Raw genomic sequence first — 18,717 nt, forward strand, 5'->3', positions numbered from 1 at the left:
GAGCCCGCGACGCCAACGACTGGCACGGGCCCGGCCGCACCATCATCGTGTCGCCAGCCGCAGCAGCGCCCACAGCTGTGCCACCGCGTCGTCGTCCCGCTCGGTGGTCACCATGCTGGTCGCGATGCGACCCCACAGCCACAGGTAGACCAGCTCGGGCTCACCCCGCACCACGGCGTCGGCCTGGTCGAGCACGGCGGTGCCCGCCCGGGACGCCTCGGTGTATGACGGGCCCGCCCGCGCGAACCAGGTCCTGCCGCCCGCGCTGACGGCGACCGAGCCCTCCCTGGTGCCGGACACTCCCAGCACATCGAGCCGGTGGTCGAACCACAGCAGCAACGCCTCGTCGATGCCATCGACAGCGATGTCCTCGGGGAGATCGGCGGTTATGTCCGCGAGTGCCATCCCGGCCGCGCTCTGCACGTCGGTGCGATGGATCGTCGTCTCGTGCAGCATGCGCCGCAGCCAGAATCCGACAGTCTGATCCTCTGGCCACCACGTCGCCGTCTTCGTATGCGGATCACGGGCCGCCAGTTCCCCGGCAAGGTCGTCGTACCCACCGCGTAGAAACCCGGTCAGCGACTCCCCCGGCCCTGGGTCTCGCTGCCACTCGCCGGGCCGCCTGCCGTCCCGCAGCCAGGAGACCACCAACCGGTACACGCTGCCGACATGGCGCAGCGTCTCCTCGATGGTCAGTCCGGGACACGCGGGCACCCTGGTGTCACCACGGGCGTGCCGCGAGGCCGCAGCGAGCAGATCGACCTCGATCCGGAGCGCGTCGAGCATCCTGCCGTGCTCAATGAGCACCTGTTCCGACATCAGGCCGTCCGCCGGGCGTGCGGCGCGCTGATGGCACGCTCGGCCAGGTCGAGGAACTGCCAGGACTGGCGAAGCAGGTCGTCGGCGGCCCTTGCCGAGATCTTGTCCCCGATCCCCGCCTGCGCCGCGGCGTGCCGCGTGGAGTGCGCCGCGAAGAACGCGGCCCATTCCGCCAGCTCCGGCGCGACCGTCGGCAACAGCAGCCACACGCTCGTCGGCCGTGCCCTGCCCCTGTGCGGCCGGCCGGCCGCCGCGACGACGGCGGCAGCGGCCCGGCGCGCCGAGGAGTACGCCGCGGTGAAACGGTCCACCGACGCCGCCTCCCACTCCGCGGCGGCGAGACCACGTTTGGCCTGCGCGAGCAGGCCCCACGCCATCGGCGCGACCGGAGCGACCGATGACGGAGCCACGACAGCAGAACTCATGATCGTCCCCTTCCCACGCTCGGTGCTGCCCTGCGGCGCCGGCGCTTCCCCCACCGCGCCGCAGGGCATACCCCGCACCGCTGATCGAACTCACGTTCGACCTATCGTCGAGCGTAGCGAGTCGAACGGATGTTCGCAAGACCCGGCGCGCGGCCAAACCACGCGCGCCAACCCCGCGATGGCATTTAGACTGCGAAGCGTGCCGTGCAGGTGTGAGCGTCAGGCGGCAGCCCAGCGCCGAGGAGGTCAGCCGTGACCGCGATGTCGTCGAAGTGCGCCAGGGTCACCCAGCTGTCCCCTGCCGAGTTCCGCGCGCATCTCCCCGAGGCGCTGACGATCTACATGAACGCGATGAACTACCCGCAAGGCACCGCGGAGCAGCGCACGCCGATGTGGCTCGCGCACATGCTGCGCGACGGCTGGCGCAACGTCGTCGCGCTGGATTCCGACGACCGGCTGCTCGGGCTCGCCTACGGCTACCGGGGCTTGCCCGGCCAGTGGTGGCACGAACAGGTGCGCAAGGGCCTCAACCGCACCGGCACGCAGGACACCACCTGGCTCGACGACTACTTCGAGCTCACCGAGCTGCATGTCCGGCCGGAATGCCAGGGTGGCGGCCTCGGTGAACGCCTGCTGCGCGATCTGCTCGCCGGGGTCGAGCAGCCGAGGGTGCTGCTGTCCACCCCGGAAGGCCCGAGCAAGGCGTGGCGGCTATACCGCAGGCTCGGCTTCGAGGATGTCCTGCGGGACTACAACTTCGCGGGCGATCCCCGCCCGTTCGCCATCCTGGGTAGGCGACTGCCGCTGGATCCCCCGAACGATGTCCCGCGCGACGGCTGAGCCGGCCGCCACGCGCATCGGCGAACCCACCAGGGAAGCAGCCAGCCGCCGCCTACCCAGGCTCGTCAGGACAGCTCAGCGAGCTGCTGGCGCAGCGTGTCGAGCCCCATGCCGCCGAGCCGCAACGCTTGGGTGTGGAACTCCTTCAGGTCGAAGTCCGACCCCTGCCTGGCACGGGCATCATCCCGGGCGGCGTGCCAGAGCCGCTCCCCCAGCTTGTACGACGGCGCCTGGCCTGGCCAGCCGAGGTAGCGGTCGATCTCGTCGCGCACGTGCGCAGGATCGGTAACGGTGCGGGTCATCATGAACTCCAGCCCGAGGTCCGGCGTCCAGGTCTCACCGTCGTGGAAGCCCGCCCCTGCCGGGATCGGCAACTCGAGGTGCATGCCGATGTCGACGACGACTCGCGCCGCGCGGAACAGCTGCGCGTCGAGCATGCCGAACCGGTCGCCGTCATCAGCGAGGTAGCCGAGGTCGTCCATCAGCCGTTCGGCGTAGAGCGCCCAGCCCTCGGCGAGGCCGGACGTCAGCGCCATCAGCCGCTGGAACCGGTTGAGCGTCGCCGACTGGTACACCGACGTGGCGATCTGCAGGTGATGGCCCGGTGCGCCCTCATGGTAGACGGTGGTGACCTCTCGCCAGGTCGAGAAGGTGTCCTTATCGGACGGAACGGACCACCACATCCGGCCGGGGCGACTGAAGTCCTCGCTCGGTCCGGTGTAGTAGGCCCCGATCCCACCGCCGGGTGGCGCGATCAAGCATTCCAGCCGCATCACGTCGTCGGGGATCTCGAAGTGCGTGCCGCGCAGCGAGGTCAGCGCGTCGTCGGAAAGCCGCTGCATCCACTCGCGGTAAGCGTCCTGGCCGGTGATCCGGTAGCGCTTGTCGTCATCGAGCAGTTCGGCGGCACGCGCGAGCGTCGCGCCAGGCTCGATCCGGTCCGCCACCGCGCGTATCTCACGCTCGATCCGGGTGAACTCCTCCCAGCCCCATTCGTAAGCCTCGCGCAGGTCGACGTTGGCGCCGAGGAAATACCGCGACCACAGCCGATAGACGTCTTCACCGACGGCGTCTTTCGATGTCGCCGCTGGGGCGAGTTCCGCGCGCAGGAACCCGGCGAACTCGGCGAATGCTTCCTCGGCGAGGTGGGCACGGTGCTCGAGGTCGCGCCGCAGCGTGTCACTCACCCCGGAGACGTCGTGGGCGAGGGCCACGCGCGACGTGAAATAGCCGGTGTCGCGGTGCAGCCCCGCCCACGTTTCGCACTGCTCGGCGACCTTGGCGACCTGCCGCAGCGCGGGCTCGTGCCCCGCGTCGACCGACGCCAGCAGCGAGGCCCGGACGCCGTCCATCGCCTCGGGAATGGCGGCGAGTCGTGTCGAGATCGTTTCCCAGTCACTCACCGACGCGGTCGGCATCAGGTCGAACACCATGCGCAGTTCGTGCACCGGGCTGGCCATCACGTTCAGGTTCGCCAGGTCGAGTCCTGCCTCGTGCAGCTCAAGGCCAACGCCGACCCGCTCGGTGAACACGGCCTTGGCCGCGCGTTCCGATGCGTCTGCGGGTTCGGTGCGCTCCACGGCGTCCAGCGCGCGGCGCTCGAGCGCGGCACGGGCGGCGTGGCCTTCCGGCGAGTAGTCGGTGAGCCGGTCGTCATGTCCAGCGATGCCGAGCTGGGTCGCCACGACGGGGTGGGCCGCGGCGAAGTCGTCGACGTACTGATCGCAGATCTGGTGGATGCCCTCAGTTGCCATGTCGGAACGCTACCGCGCCACGCCCCCGCGCACGCCACCGATTAGCCGACCCCGGTGCGTTCCCACACCACCGTGAGACGGACGATGAGGGGGTGACCGATCCCGACGCGAACATCGCAACGGCCGTCGAACGCCAGCTCGCGGCGTTCCTTGACCGCGCCGCCGAGCCGGTGCGCGACGTCGGCCCGTTCAGCGAGGCGCTGGACGCGCTCACCCGGTTCGTGCTGAAGGGCGGCAAGCGGCTGCGACCGACGTTCGCCTGGTGGGCGTGGCGTGGCGCGGGCGGTGCGGCGTCAGGGGACGACGCGACCGGCGCGCTACAGGCGGTGTCGGCACTGGAGCTGTTGCAGGCGTGCGCGTTGATCCACGACGACCTGATGGACGCTTCCGACTCCCGGCGCGGCGCGGCCACCGTGCACGTGGCGTTCGCCAAGCAGCACGCGGAACGCGGCTGGCATGGCGACCCGGAGCGGTTCGGGCTCGCCGCGTCCGTGCTGATAGGCGATGTCGCACTGGCTTGGGCCGACGACATGTACGCCACCGCTCCCCTGCCTGCCAACGCCCTCGCGGCCGCGCGTCCGATCTGGCAGATCATGCGCACCGAGGTCCTCGCGGGGCAGTATCTCGACGTCCACACTCAGGCGGTCGGCGACAGCTCGCCGGAAGCCGCGTTGCGGGTGAACGAGCTGAAGACCGCCGCGTACACGGTGGTACGGCCCTTGCAGCTCGGTGCCGCACTGGCTGGCGCGGACCGGGAACTGCTGGCTTCGCTGCGACGGTTCGGCCACGACATCGGTGTCGCGTTCCAGCTGCGCGACGACCTGCTCGGGGTGTTCGGCGATCCCGACGTGACTGGCAAGCCCGCTGGTGACGATCTCCGCGAAGGCAAGCGCACGCTGCTGGTCGCGCTTGGGCTGGAGCGGGCGCGGGAAACAGGACGGAGCGCGGAGGAACAGGCGATCACCACCGCTGTGGGTGATGTGCTGCTCTCGGACACTCAGCTCGACGCCGCTCGGGACGCCCTGCACGCGGTGGGCGCGGTGGCGGCCGTCGAGCAGCGGATCGGGGAGTTGACCGAGGCGGCGCTGACCACGCTGCGCGAGACGCCGTTGACCGAACAGGCCCGCGAGGAGCTGGTGCGGCTGGCGCACCTGGCGACGAAACGAAGCGCCTGAGTCAGCCGGTCTCGGTACGGTGGGCTCATGACCACGGCAGCGAATCGACCTATCCGCATCGGCTTTCAGCTTCAACCGCAGCACGCCGACTACGACACCATCCGACGAGCGGCGTCGGAGGCCGAAGATCTCGGCGTCGACATGGTGTTCAACTGGGACCACTTCTATCCGCTGTCCGGTGAGCCGGATGGCAAGCACTTCGAGTGCTGGACCATGCTCGGCGCCTGGGCGGAGAGCACGTCGCGCGTCGAGATCGGCGCGTTGGTGACGTGCAATAGCTACCGCAACCCCGAGCTGGTCGCCGACATGGCTCGCACCGTCGACCACATCAGCGGCGGCAGGTTGATCCTGGGCATGGGCGCGGGCTGGTTCCAGAAGGACTACGACGAGTACGGCTACGAGTTCGGCACCGCTGGCGGCAGACTCAACGACCTCGCCGAAGCGATGCCGCGCATCGAGCAGCGACTCAGCAAGCTCAACCCACCGCCGACCCGGGACATCCCCGTGCTGATCGGTGGTGGCGGCGAGAAGAAGACGCTGCGCATCGTGGCCAAGCACGCCGACATCTGGCACAGCTTTGGTGACCCGGAAGTCGTGGCGCGCAAGGTCCGCATCCTCGACCAGCACTGCGCCGACGTCGGCCGCGATCCGGCGGAGATCGAACGATCGATCGGCGTCGGCGGTGACCCTGAGGACATCGGCCCCACCATGCTTGAGCTCGGCGTCACGATGTTCACGGTGGGCGCAGGCGGCCCGGACTTCGACCTGTCCCGCCTGCGCTCGTGGATCGCCTGGCGCGACAAGATGAACGGGTAAGCGCCGCGAAACGTCGGGACGTCGATTCCGCACGCGGGCAGGCGTCACTCAACGGCACGGCCTTCCGGTCCGTCCCGCGATGCGTCGTCGCTAGAACGCCAGCGCTTGGGCGCGCCGCTTCACCTCGGTGCCGTGATTCGTGCGCAGGGCGTTGATCGGCGTCACGCCCGGCAGGCTGTCGTCCGAGGTGAACAGCCAGTTCAGCATCTCCGTCGGCTCGAAGCCGGAGTCGGCGAGCACCGTCAAGGTGCCCGCGAGTCCCTTCACCGGACCTCGCTCACCGAAGAACTCCTCGGGGATACACAGCTCCCCGTCGCGCCGCACGGCGATGAGATGACCGTCCCTGAGCATCTGACGTACTTTGCTCACCGACACGCCTATCCGGTTCGCCGCTTCGGGGAGCCCGATTACGGCGATCTCGGCATTCAGGACGTCGTCGGCGACTGGAATCGCACCCACGACTGTTACCTTGCCACACCCTGCGACCCGCAGCCGAATGCGACCGCACAATTGGCCCATCGCTGCCCACACTGTGACCACGGCCAGCTACCATCACGTGTCGTGACTGCACGCGAGGCCACCTTGGTCGGGGCACTGCTCGATCGCCGCTACGAGGTACAGAGCCTGCTCGCGCGCGGCGGGATGTCGGCCGTTTACCGAGGCATCGACACCAGGCTGGACCGCCCGGTGGCGATCAAGGTCATGGACCAGCAGTACGCTGCCGACCGGTCCTGGACGGAGCGGTTCGAGCAGGAGGCCAGGGCTGCCGCCAAACTGCATCACCCGAACGTAGTCGCGGTGCACGACCAGGGTGTCGACCACGCGGGCGACAACGCGCACGCCTTCCTCGTGATGGAACTCGTCGACGGCGGCACGCTGCGTGACCTCCTCGAACATCGCGGCAAGCTCGACCCCGCCCTCGCGATCAGCATCACAGAGCAAGTGCTGTCCGCCCTCACCGTGGCGCACCAGGCGGACCTCGTACATCGCGACATCAAACCGGAGAACGTACTCATCGGGCGCGCGGGCGGCCCGGGCCAGCAGGGTGGCGGCATCGTCAAGGTCGCGGACTTCGGGCTGGTGCGCGCGCTCGCCAGCGCCGGCACCACCAGCTCGAGCGTGATCCTCGGTACCGTCGCCTACCTGTCGCCGGAACAGGTCGAGACCGGCGTGGCCACCACCCGCAGCGACGTCTACTCCGTCGGGCTGCTGCTGTACGAGATGCTCACCGGATCCCCGGCGTTCTCAGGGGACACCGCGCTCTCGGTCGCGTATCAGCATGTCAACGCCGACGTCCCGGCGCCGAGCGCGAGCAACCCGCAGGTGCCAGCCGCGCTCGACGGCCTCGTGCGGATGGCGACCAGCAGGCGGGTGCAAGACCGCCCGGCCGACGCCACCGCCCTGCTCGCCGAGTTGCGCCGAGTCAGGGACACGCTCGGCCTCGCGCCGGTGCCCGTGCCCGCCATGCCGCCGCCGGACGCCGAGGCCGACGAGGACCGCACCGTGCCCGCGATGGCACCGGTCACGCCGATGCCGAACAGCGCACCGGCCAACGGCATGCCGCACAACGGCACTCCCCCGCACGGCGCGGGGGCCAAGCCGGTCAACCGCACACAGATGCTGGATCCTGACGAGGTCTTCGACCAGCAACGGCCGCGGCGACGGATGCCCAGGTTCGCGCTGATCGCCGCCGCACTGCTCGCGATCGCCGGACTCGTCGCGGGCGGGATGTGGGTGTACGACGTCGCTTCCAAGGTAACGGTGCCTGACGTCGAGGGCATGCCACTCGAGCGAGCGAAACAGGTGCTGACCGCGGCCGAGCTCACCCCGACCGTCGTCGAGGAGCGGCACAACACCGTCGGCAAGAACACCGCGATCGGCACCCACCCGGCAGCGGGCACCGAACTGTCAGCGGGCGGCGATGTCACGCTGGTGATGTCACTCGGCAAGCCGACCGTGCCGGACATCGAGCCGGGCACCAGTCGCGATGACGCCGTCGCCGCGATCGAGAAGGCGCAGCTCACGGCGAAGCACGACCCGAGCATCGACGAGTACCACGATTCAATCCCGGAGGGCGCGGTCCTCGGGGTCGCACCCAGTCCCGGCACGCCGCTCAAAATCGGCGAGACGGTCACGTACGCGCTGTCCCAAGGTCCGCCACCGACCCCGGTGCCGAACGTCGCGGGCAAGAGCCGCGACGACGCGTTCAACATCCTCCGCGAAGCCGGCTTCGAGCCGTACGAGGCGGGCGAGGAGTTCTCCCGCGACGTCGCGGCGGGACATGTCGTCCGCACCGACCCAGAGGCTGGCACGACACCGGACAGCGAGGACCTGCGCATCGGCGTGTATGTCTCCAACGCTGTCGAGGTGCCGAGCCTCAACTTCAAGACGGTGGACGACGCACAACAGATACTCGCGGACGCGGGGCTTACGGCGGAGATCGTGCAGGGTGGCGGCGGCCCGGTCGGGTCACGGGTGTTCCGGCAGCAACCCAGCGCGGGCGAGCGCGTTGCGGCCGGGTCGACCGTGCGACTGTGGGCTTTTCCCTAAGCGAGTGGCACCATTCGTGGCAACTTGCACGCAGGACCGGTCAGCGGCCGGGTTCGACGCGATTTGACCGCGCACGCCCCGACACAGCTCCGTAAAGTGTGGCGGCGGAGCACCCCACGCACTCACACCCACTCTCTCTCTCTGGACGTGGAGCACGCTGTGCCACACACCGAACCGCTCACTGGACTCGACGCGGCCTTTCTCGCCCTTGACGGGCCAAGCACCCCGATGCACATGGGCGCGGTGGGAGTGTTTCAACCCACCGACAACGCGGACATCGAGCAGATCTGGTGGTTGCTCGCACAACGCGCGGAGGCGATCCCCCGACTGCGACTCCGGCTACGGGAAACCTGGCTCCCGCCAGGCAGCGCGCAGTGGGAGCGCGATCCAGTGCTCGACGTCGAGCGCCACATCCGCGTTCGCCGTGCCCCCACGACGCACGACCCAGCACTGTTATCGAACTACGCCTCCGAGTGGATCACCGAACCACTGCCTCGGGACGCGCCACCATGGCAACTCGATGTGCTGACCGGTCTACCGGGCGGGCAGTTCGCGCTGCTCCTCAAGCTGCATCACGCGCTGACCGACGGTGCGGGCGCGGTGCGGGTCGCGTCCGGTCTCTTCGACGGCATGCCACCGCAGACCGATGTCCCGCCACCGCAGGAACCGGCAGGACGCTCCTGGCGTGATCAGGTCGATGACGTCGTACGCAGGGCGCGCAACGGGTGGGACGTCGTGCGTGCCACCCGGCCACTGCACTCCTCACCGCTCGCGGCGTTCCCCTCGGCCGCGCGACGGCTCGCCTTCGTCCGGATCGACGCCGCCGACCTGCGGGTGATCCGCAAGCGGCACGGCGGCACACCGAACGATGTCGCGCTTGCCGTGCTGTCCGGGGCACTGCGCTCCTGGCTGCGTTGGCGCGGCGAGCGTGTCGATGACCTGACGCTGCGCGCGCTGATTCCGGTCAGCCTGCGGTCACGGATGGCGGGCGCGAGCAACCGGTTGTCGGGTTACCTGTGCGATCTGCCGATTGGCGTCGCCAGCCCGCTGGGCCGGCTCGCCCAGGTCAGGGAGTGCATGGACCGCAACAAGTCGGCGGGTCCACAGGCGGGCCCCGGCACACTGCCGCTGCTGGCGAACCAAGTCCCCGTGCCGCTGCACCGGCTGCTCACCGGGTTCATCGGCGTGTCGAGCAACGCGCTGTTCGACACCACGGTCACCAACGTGCCGCTGCCCGGCATCCCGCTGCGGGTCGGCGGGGCCCGGCTCAGCGCGGCCTATCCCGTGGTGCCGCTCGCGCCGGGGCAGGCGATCGGCGTCGCGGTCACGCCGTATCGCGATGCCGTCCACATCGGATTCAACGCCAACGCCGACGCCGCACCCGACATCGGGGTGCTGGCCGAGGCGGTCGAGAAGGAGACCGCGATCCTGCACGAGCTATGCAGCTGAACCCGGCACGCCGGGTGTTCCCGCGGCGAACGCGGAACACGGCGTCACGAGCGCGGAACCCGACAGGTGCGGGCTAGTTGCGTAGCATTTCCGCGACGAGGAATGCTAGCTCGAGTGACTGTTGGGTGTTGAGTCTCGGGTCGCAGGCGGTTTCGTAGCGGCCGGAGAGGTCCAGGTCGGAGATGTCCTGCGCGCCACCGAGGCATTCGGTGACGTCCTCGCCGGTCAGTTCGACGTGGATGCCGCCGGGGTAGCTGCCGAGTGCGCGGTGCACCTCGAAGAAGCCCTGCACCTCGTCGACGACGCGGTCGAAGTGGCGGGTCTTGTAACCATTGGACGACTCGTGTGTGTTGCCGTGCATCGGGTCGCACTGCCAGATGACCTTGTGGCCGGAGGCCTCGACCTTCTCCACGATCGCGGGCAGCACCTCGCGCACTTTGCCGTTGCCCATCCGCGCGATCAGCGTGAGCCTGCCCGGCTGGTTGTGCGGGTCGAGCCGTTCGACGTATTCCACCGCCTGCTCCGGCGTGGTGGTCGGGCCGATCTTGACGCCGATCGGGTTGGCCATGATCTCGGCGAACGCGATGTGCGCGCCGTCGAGCTGGCGGGTGCGCTCACCGATCCACAGGAAGTGCGAGGACAGGTTGTAGAGCTGGGCGTCGCTCGACTCCGGATCGTCGAGCCGGAGCATGGCGCGCTCGTAGTCGAGCAGCAGCGCCTCGTGGCTGGCGTAGATCTCGGTGGTGTGCAGCGAGGAGTCGTTGACACCGCAGGCCGACATGAACCGCAGACCCCGATCGATCTCGCTGGCAAGGGCCTCATAACGCTCCCCGGCTGGCGAGTTCATCACGAAGTCCTTGTTCCAGTCGTGCAGATGCGCCAGATCGGCCATGCCCGCCGCGGTCAGCGCGCGCACCAGGTTCATCGCCGCACCGGAATTGGCGTAGGCACGGATCATGCGGGCAGGGTCAGGCACCCGCATCTCGGGCGACGCCGCGAGCGAGTTGACGATGTCGCCCCGATAGACCGGCAGCCCGAGCGCGTCCGTCGAGTTGGACCGCGGCTTGGCATACTGGCCCGCGATCCGGCTGACCTTGATCACCGGCAGGCTCGCGCCGTACGTCAGCACCACCGCCATCTGCAACAGCGTGCGCAGGTTGGCACGGATGTGCGGCTCGGTGTTGGACTCGAACGTCTCCGCGCAGTCACCCCCCTGCAGCAGGAAAGCCTCGCCGTTGGCAACACTCGCCAGCCGCTGAGTGAGCCGATCGACCTCGGCGGGCACCGTGATCGGCGGAACCGACTCCAGCACACCGCGCACATGCAGCAGGTTCTCGTCGTCCGGCCACTCCGGCTGCTGGGCCGCCGGCAACGCGAGCGCGTCGTTCAACCGCTTACGCAACTCAGTAGGCAACGGCGGCAGCGGCGGCAGCGTGTTCATGGGGACGTCAACTGTCCAATTCACGAACCCCATGATACGGGCGGCGCACTTCCGCGCCGTTGCTGCGTCTGCGGGTGGGCGCTAGCGGGTCTGCACGTCCTGGTAGAGCTGCCGAGCCGCGTCGCCGAAGTACGGGCCGAACATCACGTTCGGCAGGAATACATAGCCAAAGCTGTTCACCGAGTTCTGCATGCCGGTGCCGCGCAGCGGGTTGAAGTCGATGAACCACGGCCCGCCGCTCGACCCGCCGGTCATGTCGCAGTTCAGGCCGAGGTCGTTGGAGAACAGGAAGTCGTCGAACGTCGTCCCCGCACAGTAGATCAGCCTGCTGCCGTCGTACGGGTCGGCGGCCGGGTAGCCGAACGCGTGCGTTCGCTGGCCGCGCGGCTGATTGAACGCGATGCCCTGGCCGCCGACGACATCGGTGAGCCGCTGCCCGCCGACCGATCGAACCACGGCGGCACCGATGTCGTAGTTGATGTCCTCGGTGGCGTTCCATTGCGGCGTCGTGTGCGTACTCGCGGCGGGCCACTCGCCATACGGCGCCTCGCCGTCGCGGTAGGCGGGCACGAAGATCCAGTCGGAGTGCCAACTGCCCTTGTACTTCACACAGTGGCCCGCGGTGATCACGGTGCTGTTGTTCTCGCTGGTGACGGCGTTGCCGCTGCAGGAAGCGTCCCTGCCATCGATGGTGAAGAACACCCTGCCCGTCGTGGCGACGACCTCGCCGCCGTCGGTCCACGGGCTGCCGGTGGTCTCCTCAGTCGAGGACCCAGCGCCGACGCCGGGCAGACCGGACAGCAGGCGCGACGTCCGCAGCAGGTCGCCAGCGGGGCTCGGCGCCACCGACGTCGGCTCACCGACCCGGACATCGCCAAGGTCGGGCAGCCGGGACAGCTCGATCTTGTCCAGCTCGACGGCCTCGCGCATGCGCTCCGGCGTCCAATAGCCGGTCGCGTCGGCCGCCGATACCGCGTCGGTGACCAGGTGACTGGCAGCGGTACCCGTTGCGTCGGCGGTGGTGGCCGCGGCGGCAGTAGCGGCCGGGACCGCTGGGAGCGCGTCGCCAGCCACCGCCTGGGGCGCCATCGCCGCCGAGGCCAGCGCGACCCCGGCACACATCGCGGACAGTCGTGCGATCAGTCGCTTCATCCTCGTCCTCATCACTGGCCCTCGCCGCCGAGGCCAGCGCTGACACTGACCTCATCGCAGGGATCAACTGGCTCGACGGTAAGCGACCACCCGCGCCGAGCAATACGTGTTAACCGCGCTAGTACCTGAACAGAGCAACGCCGCGGTGTGACGCACCCTCGACCAAATCGCTACCGAGCGTCAGCTGATGGTCGCGAGTGGTAACGCCGTGGGGTGTACCGGGGCGGGCAGCTCAGAGACGCCGGTGAGGTAGGCGTCGACGGCGCGGGCGACCGAGCGGCCCTCGGCGATCGCCCACACGATCAGCGACGCGCCCCGGTGGGCATCGCCGCACACGAACACGCCCTCGGCGGACGTCTGCCAGTCGGGTCCGCACGAGATGGCGCCGCGCGGCGTGAGCGTGATACCGAGGTCGTCCAGCAGCCGCATCGGCTCCACCCCGGTGAACCCGATCGCCAGCAGCACCAAGTCGGCGGGGATGCGGCGCACCTCGTCACCGACAGGGATGACCTCGCGACGCCCGCTGACGGAGTCCTTGTGCACCCGTACCGGCCGCAGGTCGATATGGCGGACGTGTCCGGCGTCGTCGCCGGTGCCCGGCACGAATCGTTCGATGCCGACGGCGAACTCTCGGGTGCCGCCTTCCTCGTGCGCGGGATAGGTACGCAAGATGTACGGCCAGGTCGGCCACGGGGAACGTTCCTCGTCGCGCTCGGTTGGTGGGCGCGGATACTGGTCGAGCTGGGTCACCGACAGCGCGCCCTGGCGCGTCGCGGTGCCGTAACAGTCCGCGCCGGTGTCGCCGCCGCCGACGATGATCACATGCTTGCCCTCGGCGGAGATCGAGGTCGGGCCGTCGCCCTCGCACTCCTTGTTGGCGGGCACCAGGTGGTTCATCGCGAGGTGGATGCCGTCCAGCTCACGCCCGGGTGTGGTCGTGTCGTCGCGGCCGTTGAGCGCGCCGACGGCGAGCACCACCGCGTCGAACCACTCCCGCAGCCTTGGCACGGTGACGTCGACGCCGACCTCGCAGTTGGTGACGAACCGGGTTCCCTCGGCGCGCAGCTGAGCGAGGCGCTGCTCAAGACGGTGCTTCGCCATCTTGAACTCGGGGATGCCGTAGCGCATCAGGCCGCCGAGCCGGTCGTCGCGCTCATACACGGTGACGTCGTGCCCGGCGCGGGTGAGCTGCTGCGCGGCCGCGAGCCCGCCGGGGCCCGAACCGACGACGGCGACGCTCTTGCCAGTGATCACCTCGGCGCGCTCGGGCTGCGCATAGCCACGTTCCCAGGCGTTGTCGGCGATGGCCTGCTCGACCCGCTTGATGGTGACCGCGCCCCCGGATTCCGGGCTGATCGCGAGTACGCAGCCCGCCTCGCACGGCGCGGGGCACAGCATTCCGGTGAACTCCGGGAAGTTGTTGGTGGCGTGTAACCGCTCGGCGGCCGCCTCCCAGTCGCCCCTGCGCGCCAGGTCGTTCCACTCCGGGATCAGGTTGCCGAGCGGGCAGCCTGCCGAGCCGGAATGGCAGAACGGGATGCCGCAGTCCATGCACCTGGTGGCCTGCTCGGCCACGTCGGCGTTGCGCTCCGCGGGGTCGGTGTGGCTGTCGAGGTAGACCTCGTCCCAGTCGCCGGTGCGCTCGTCGATGGGCCGCTTCGGCATGTCGCGTCGCGGGTACTTGAGGAAGCCGGTGGGGTCAGCCACGCGCCGCCTCCATGATCGCTTCATCGACGTCACGGCCCTGCGCACGAGCGCGCCGGATGGCCTCCATCACCCGCTGGTAATCGCGTGGCATCACCTTGGTGAACCCGGCCGACCGGCGGGTCCAGTCGCCGAGCAGCGAGGCGGCCAGCGTGGAGCCGGTGCGGGTGTGGTGCGCCTCGATGACGTCCTTGAGCGTCGCGAGGTCGTCCGCTGTGGGTTCCTGCAGGTCCACCATGGCCTGGTTGACCTGCTGCGGGTCGAGGTCGAGCACGTAGCCGACGCCGCCGGACATACCAGCCGCGAGGTTGCGTCCGGTCGGGCCGAGCACGACGGCAGTGCCACCGGTCATGTACTCGAAGGCGTGGTCCCCGACGCCCTCGGCGACGACGGTGGCGCCGGAGTTGCGCACACAGCAGCGCTCCCCCACCTTGCCCCGCAGGTAGATTTCCCCGCCGGTGGCGCCATAGGCGATCACATTGCCCGCGATGACATGCTCCTCCGGCCCCGTCCCCTCGAACTCGGTGTCCGGGTGCGGCCGCACCGCGATCCTGCCGCCGGACAATCCCTTGCCGACGTAGTCGTTGGCATCGCCGATCAGGTCGATCGTCACGCCTGGCGGCAGGAACGCGCCAAGAGACTGCCCCGCCGAGCCGGTGAGCGTCAGTTCGATGGTGCCGTCCGGCAGGCCCTCACCACCGTAGCGGCGGGTGATCTCCGCGCCGAGCAGAGTGCCGACCGTGCGGTTGACGTTGCGCACCGGCAGTTCCAGCCGCATCGGCAGCGCGTCCTCCAGCGCGGCGTCGGCCAGCTGGATCACCGTGCGGTCCAGCGCCTGATCCAGCCCGTGGTCCTGCTCGCGGGTCTGGTGCAGCGCGCCGCCGTACGGCGAGCGGCGCGGCATGTCGAACACCGGCCCGAGGTTGAGCCCGCCTGCCTTCCAGTGCTCGATGGCTTCGTCGGTCCGCAGGAACTCGGCGTGCCCGACCGCCTCGTCGAGGCTGCGCAGGCCCAGCGAGGCGAGGATCTCGCGGACCTCCCGCGCGACGAACCGGAAGAAGTTGACCACGTGGTCTGCCTGCCCGGTATAACGTTCGCGCAGCTCAGGGCTCTGGGTGGCGACGCCGACCGGGCAGGTGTCGAGGTGGCAGACGCGCATCATGATGCAACCCTCGACAACGAGCGGCGCGGTGGCGAAGCCGTACTCCTCGGCGCCAAGCAACGCGGCGACAACGACGTCACGGCCGGTCTTGAGGCCGCCGTCGACCTGCACCCTGATCCGGTCGCGCAGGCCGTTGAGCAGCAACGTCTTGTGCGTCTCCGCGAGTCCGATCTCCCATGGCGTCCCGGCGTGCTTGAGCGAGTTCAACGGCGCGGCACCTGTCCCGCCGTCGTGGCCGGAGATCAGCACGACGTCGGCGTGGGCCTTCGCCACCCCGGCCGCGACAGTGCCGACGCCGAACTCGCTGACCAGCTTGACGTGCACGCGCGCCTGGTCGTTGGCGTTCTTGAGGTCGTGGATGAGCTGTGCCAGATCCTCGATGGAGTAGATGTCGTGGTGGGGCGGTGGCGAGATCAGCCCAACGCCGGGGGTGGAGTGCCGGGTGCGCGCGATCCACGGATACACCTTGTTCGGCGGTAGCTGGCCACCCTCCCCCGGCTTCGCGCCTTGGGCCATCTTGATTTGGATGTCGGTGCCATGGACCAGATATTCGCTGGTGACGCCAAACCGCCCTGAGGCGACCTGCTTGATCGCGCTGCGCCGCTCCGGGTCGTAGAGCCGGTCGGCGTCCTCGCCACCCTCGCCGCAGTTGGAGCGCCCGCCGATGCGGTTCATCGCGATGGCGAGCGTCTCGTGTGACTCGGCGGAGATCGCGCCGTAGGACATCCCGCCGGTGTTGAAGCGGCGGCAGATCGACTCGACGGACTCCACCTCGTCCACCGAGATCGGTTCCCGCTCGCCACGCAGCTCGAACAAACCGCGCAGCGCGCACCCCTCGCGTTCCAGCCGGTGCACCTCGTCGGTGTAAGCGCGGTACGCCTTCTCGCGGCCGGTGGTGCTGGCGTGCTGCAGCAGGAACACCGTCTCCGGCGTGAACAGGTGCAACTCGCCCTCGCGCCGGTAGGCATACTCGCCGCCGGAGTCGAGGCCCCGGTGGGCGCGGTCGGTGGGGTTCTCCGGGTAGGCGCGCCGGTGCCGATACGCGACCTCCTCGGCGAGGACGTCGAGGCCGACACCCCCCAGCACCGACGTGGTGCCGGTGAAGTACTCGTCGAGGATGTCCTGGCCGAGCCCGACCGCCTCGAACACCTGCGCCGCCGTGTAGGCGCCCACGGTGGAGATGCCCATTTTGGACATGATCTTGAGCGTGCCCTTGACCAGCGCGGTGACGTAGTTGCGGATCGCGACCGGTGGGTCGACATCGGTGATCGCACCAGCGGCGATCAAGTCCTCAATGGACTCGAATGCCAGGTACGGGTTCACCGCCGCCGCGCCGTACCCGAGCAGCAGCGCGATGTGGTGCACCTCGCGGGCGTCGCCGGTCTCGACGACGAGGGCGACGCGGAGTCGTTCCTTGGTGCGCACCAGGTGGTGGTGCACCGCCGAGACCAGCAGCAACGACGGGATCGGCGCCCAGCGGCGGTCGGAGTCCCTGTCGGAGAGCACCAGGATGCGCGCGCCGTCCGCGATCACTCGCGACGCTTGCTGGCGCACCCGCTCGATCGCGTCGCCGAGCGCCTGCCCGCCGCCGTCGACGTCGTAGAGCCCACTCAGCACCCGGCAGGCGAAGCCGGGCAGGTCGCCGTCGTCGTTGATGTGGATCAGCTTGGCCAGTTCGTCGTTGTCGATGACCGGCAGCGGCAACTGGATGTGGCGACACGACGCGGGGCCGGGCGCGAGCAGGTTCTGCTCCGGGCCCATGATCCGCGCCATCGAGGTGACCAGTTCCTCCCGTATCGCGTCCAGCGGCGGGTTGGTGACCTGCGCGAACTGCTGGAAGAAGTAGTCGTAGAGCAGCCGGGAGCGGCGCGAGAGGACGGCGGGCGGGGTGTCGGTACCCATCGAGCCGACCGGCTCCGCCCCGCTCGTCGCCATCGGGCCGAGCAGGATCTTGAGTTCCTCCTCGGTGTAGCCGAAAGTCAGCTGGCGGCGCAGCACCGCTTCGTGGGGCTGCACGATGTGCTCGCGATCGGGCAGGTCGGCGAGCGCGAGCAGCCCGGCGTGCACCCAATCGCCATAGGGGTGTTCGCTGGCGAGGTCGTCCTTGATCTCGTCGTCGTCGACAAGCCGCCCAGCCTCGGTGTCGACAAGAAACATCCGGCCCGGCTTCAGCCTGCCCTTGGCGGAAATGCGTTCCGGCGGCAGGTCGAGCACGCCAGCCTCACTGGCCAGTACCACGCGGTCGTCAACCGTGCGCCACCAGCGGGCAGGGCGCAGGCCGTTGCGGTCGAGCACCGCGCCAACGACGGCACCGTCGCTGAACGTGACGCTGGCGGGACCGTCCCACGGCTCAATCAAGCTGGCGTGGAACTGGTAGAAGTCCCTGCGCTTCGGGTCCATGGTGGCGTGGTTCTCCCACGCCTCCGGGATCATCATCATGACCGCGTGCGGCAGACTCCTGCCGCCGAGGTGCAGCAGTTCCAGCACCTCGTCGAACGACGCGGAGTCGGAGTTCTCCGCCGAGCAGATCGGATACAGCCGCGCCAGGTCGCCGGGGATCAGCTCGGACTCCAGCAGCGCTTCGCGGGCGCGCATCCGGTTACGGTTGCCTCGGATGGTGTTGATCTCACCGTTGTGGGCGACGTACCGGTACGGGTGCGCCAGCGGCCACGACGGGAAGGTGTTGGTGGAGAACCGGCTGTGCACCAGCGCGATCGCGCTGGTGCAGCGTTCGTCGCGCAGGTCGGGGAAGAACTCTCGTAGTTGCGGCGCGGTGAGCATGCCCTTGTACACGATCGTGCGGGCGGACAGCGACGGGAAGTACATCCCGCAGCCCTCGGCCGCACTCTCATGCTCGGCGCGCCGGCGCAGGCCATAGACCTGCCGGTCCAGCGTGATACCCGCCGCGCCGCCGGGGTCGGCGACGAACAGCACCGCCATGCGCGGCATGACCTCGCGGGCGGTGGGTCCGATCTCGGCGCGGTCGGGGTCGATGGGCAGTTCCCGCCAGCCGATGACGTCGAGGGCTTCCTCGGCGGCAACCCGTTCCACCAGCGCGATGGCTTCCTCCCCGCGCTCGCCGTCCGGCAGGAACGCGATCCCGGCGGCATAGGTGTTGCCGTGCTCCGCGTCGGGTTCCGGCAGGGCGAAGTCGACGTCGGCGCGCAGCAGCTCGTCGGGAAGTTGCAGCAGGATGCCCGCACCGTCGCCGCTGGTGGGCTCCGCACCCGCCGCGCCGCGGTGTTCGAGGTTGTCCAGCGCCGTCAGGCCATCGCTGATGATGTCGTGCGAGCGCCTGCCCTGAATGTCGGCAACCATCGCGACTCCGCAGCCGTCGTGTTCGGCCGCGGGGTCATAGCCGTTATGCCGCTGTGGGAGTGCCGAGAACAGCATGCGGCCTCCGATGTGCGCGTCTGCGCGAGGTCACTGC

13 protein-coding genes are annotated in these 18,717 nt (G+C 69.3%); 5 read left to right on the forward strand and 8 right to left on the reverse strand.

All coding sequences use genetic code 11. The features are described from left to right. Nucleotides 1-42: 42 nt before the first annotated feature. Together AMYHA_RS18335 and AMYHA_RS18340 are read right to left on the reverse strand one after the other, a co-directional pair. A complete protein-coding gene (locus AMYHA_RS18335; RefSeq protein WP_034272941.1) occupies nt 43-819 on the reverse strand; it encodes a maleylpyruvate isomerase N-terminal domain-containing protein in 777 nt (258 codons plus the stop codon). Then, nucleotides 819-1,244 (reverse strand): SAV_6107 family HEPN domain-containing protein, encoded by a 426-nt coding sequence (locus tag AMYHA_RS18340; RefSeq protein WP_034277839.1) that lies wholly within the window; start codon nt 1,242-1,244, stop codon nt 819-821. The genes AMYHA_RS18335 and AMYHA_RS18340 overlap by 1 nt, the downstream gene beginning before the upstream one ends. A 252-nt stretch (nt 1,245-1,496) precedes the next feature. Between AMYHA_RS18340 and AMYHA_RS18345 the strand changes: the two genes are divergently transcribed. Then, entirely contained in the window at nt 1,497-2,084 is a 588-nt protein-coding gene (locus AMYHA_RS18345; protein ID WP_034272943.1) for a GNAT family N-acetyltransferase, read from the forward strand. Between the two features lie 65 nt (nt 2,085-2,149). Here the strand turns inward: AMYHA_RS18345 and AMYHA_RS18350 are convergent, their stop codons facing one another. After that, complete coding sequence (locus AMYHA_RS18350; RefSeq protein ID WP_034272946.1) at nt 2,150-3,838, reverse strand: DUF885 domain-containing protein; 1,689 nt, start codon at nt 3,836-3,838, stop codon at nt 2,150-2,152. A 92-nt stretch (nt 3,839-3,930) separates the two neighbouring features. On the opposite strand from AMYHA_RS18350, the gene AMYHA_RS18355 reads away from it, so the two are divergent. Together AMYHA_RS18355 and AMYHA_RS18360 are read left to right on the forward strand one after the other, a co-directional pair. Then, on the forward strand, nt 3,931-5,013 hold the full coding sequence (locus tag AMYHA_RS18355; protein ID WP_034272948.1) for a polyprenyl synthetase family protein: 1,083 nt from the start codon (nt 3,931-3,933) through the stop codon (nt 5,011-5,013). 27 nt (nt 5,014-5,040) lie between these two features. Then, nucleotides 5,041-5,829 carry an LLM class F420-dependent oxidoreductase gene (locus AMYHA_RS18360; protein WP_034272951.1) on the forward strand — a complete coding sequence of 263 codons (789 nt, stop codon included), beginning with the start codon at nt 5,041-5,043 and terminating at the stop codon, nt 5,827-5,829. Nucleotides 5,830-5,919: 90 nt separating this feature from the next. Here the strand turns inward: AMYHA_RS18360 and AMYHA_RS18365 are convergent, their stop codons facing one another. Beyond that, nucleotides 5,920-6,288 carry an Rv2175c family DNA-binding protein gene (locus AMYHA_RS18365; RefSeq protein ID WP_034272954.1) on the reverse strand — a complete coding sequence of 123 codons (369 nt, stop codon included), beginning with the start codon at nt 6,286-6,288 and terminating at the stop codon, nt 5,920-5,922. A gap of 102 nt (nt 6,289-6,390) precedes the next feature. On the opposite strand from AMYHA_RS18365, the gene AMYHA_RS18370 reads away from it, so the two are divergent. Further along, on the forward strand, nt 6,391-8,379 hold the full coding sequence (locus tag AMYHA_RS18370; RefSeq protein ID WP_034272957.1) for a Stk1 family PASTA domain-containing Ser/Thr kinase: 1,989 nt from the start codon (nt 6,391-6,393) through the stop codon (nt 8,377-8,379). 159 nt (nt 8,380-8,538) lie between these two features. Continuing rightward, nucleotides 8,539-9,828, forward strand: a complete 1,290-nt coding sequence (locus AMYHA_RS18375; RefSeq protein WP_084037360.1) for a wax ester/triacylglycerol synthase domain-containing protein — start codon at nt 8,539-8,541, stop codon at nt 9,826-9,828. 73 nt (nt 9,829-9,901) lie between these two features. Here the strand turns inward: AMYHA_RS18375 and AMYHA_RS18380 are convergent, their stop codons facing one another. The 4 genes from AMYHA_RS18380 to gltB form a co-directional block, all read right to left on the reverse strand. After that, complete coding sequence (locus AMYHA_RS18380; protein ID WP_034272960.1) at nt 9,902-11,302, reverse strand: class II 3-deoxy-7-phosphoheptulonate synthase; 1,401 nt, start codon at nt 11,300-11,302, stop codon at nt 9,902-9,904. A 48-nt stretch (nt 11,303-11,350) separates the two neighbouring features. Next, entirely contained in the window at nt 11,351-12,421 is a 1,071-nt protein-coding gene (locus AMYHA_RS18385; protein ID WP_034272962.1) for a trypsin-like serine peptidase, read from the reverse strand. Nucleotides 12,422-12,601: 180 nt separating this feature from the next. Continuing rightward, on the reverse strand, nt 12,602-14,128 hold the full coding sequence (locus tag AMYHA_RS18390) for a glutamate synthase subunit beta (RefSeq protein WP_034272964.1): 1,527 nt from the start codon (nt 14,126-14,128) through the stop codon (nt 12,602-12,604). Beyond that, nucleotides 14,121-18,680: a glutamate synthase large subunit gene (gene gltB, locus AMYHA_RS18395; protein ID WP_034272965.1), complete on the reverse strand. Its 4,560-nt coding sequence runs from the start codon at nt 18,678-18,680 to the stop codon at nt 14,121-14,123. The genes AMYHA_RS18390 and gltB overlap by 8 nt, the downstream gene beginning before the upstream one ends. Nucleotides 18,681-18,717 lie beyond the last annotated feature (37 nt).

Origin of the sequence: Haloechinothrix halophila YIM 93223 (genome assembly GCF_000504245.1) — a bacterium.
GTDB lineage: Bacteria > Actinomycetota > Actinomycetes > Mycobacteriales > Pseudonocardiaceae > Haloechinothrix_A > Haloechinothrix_A halophila.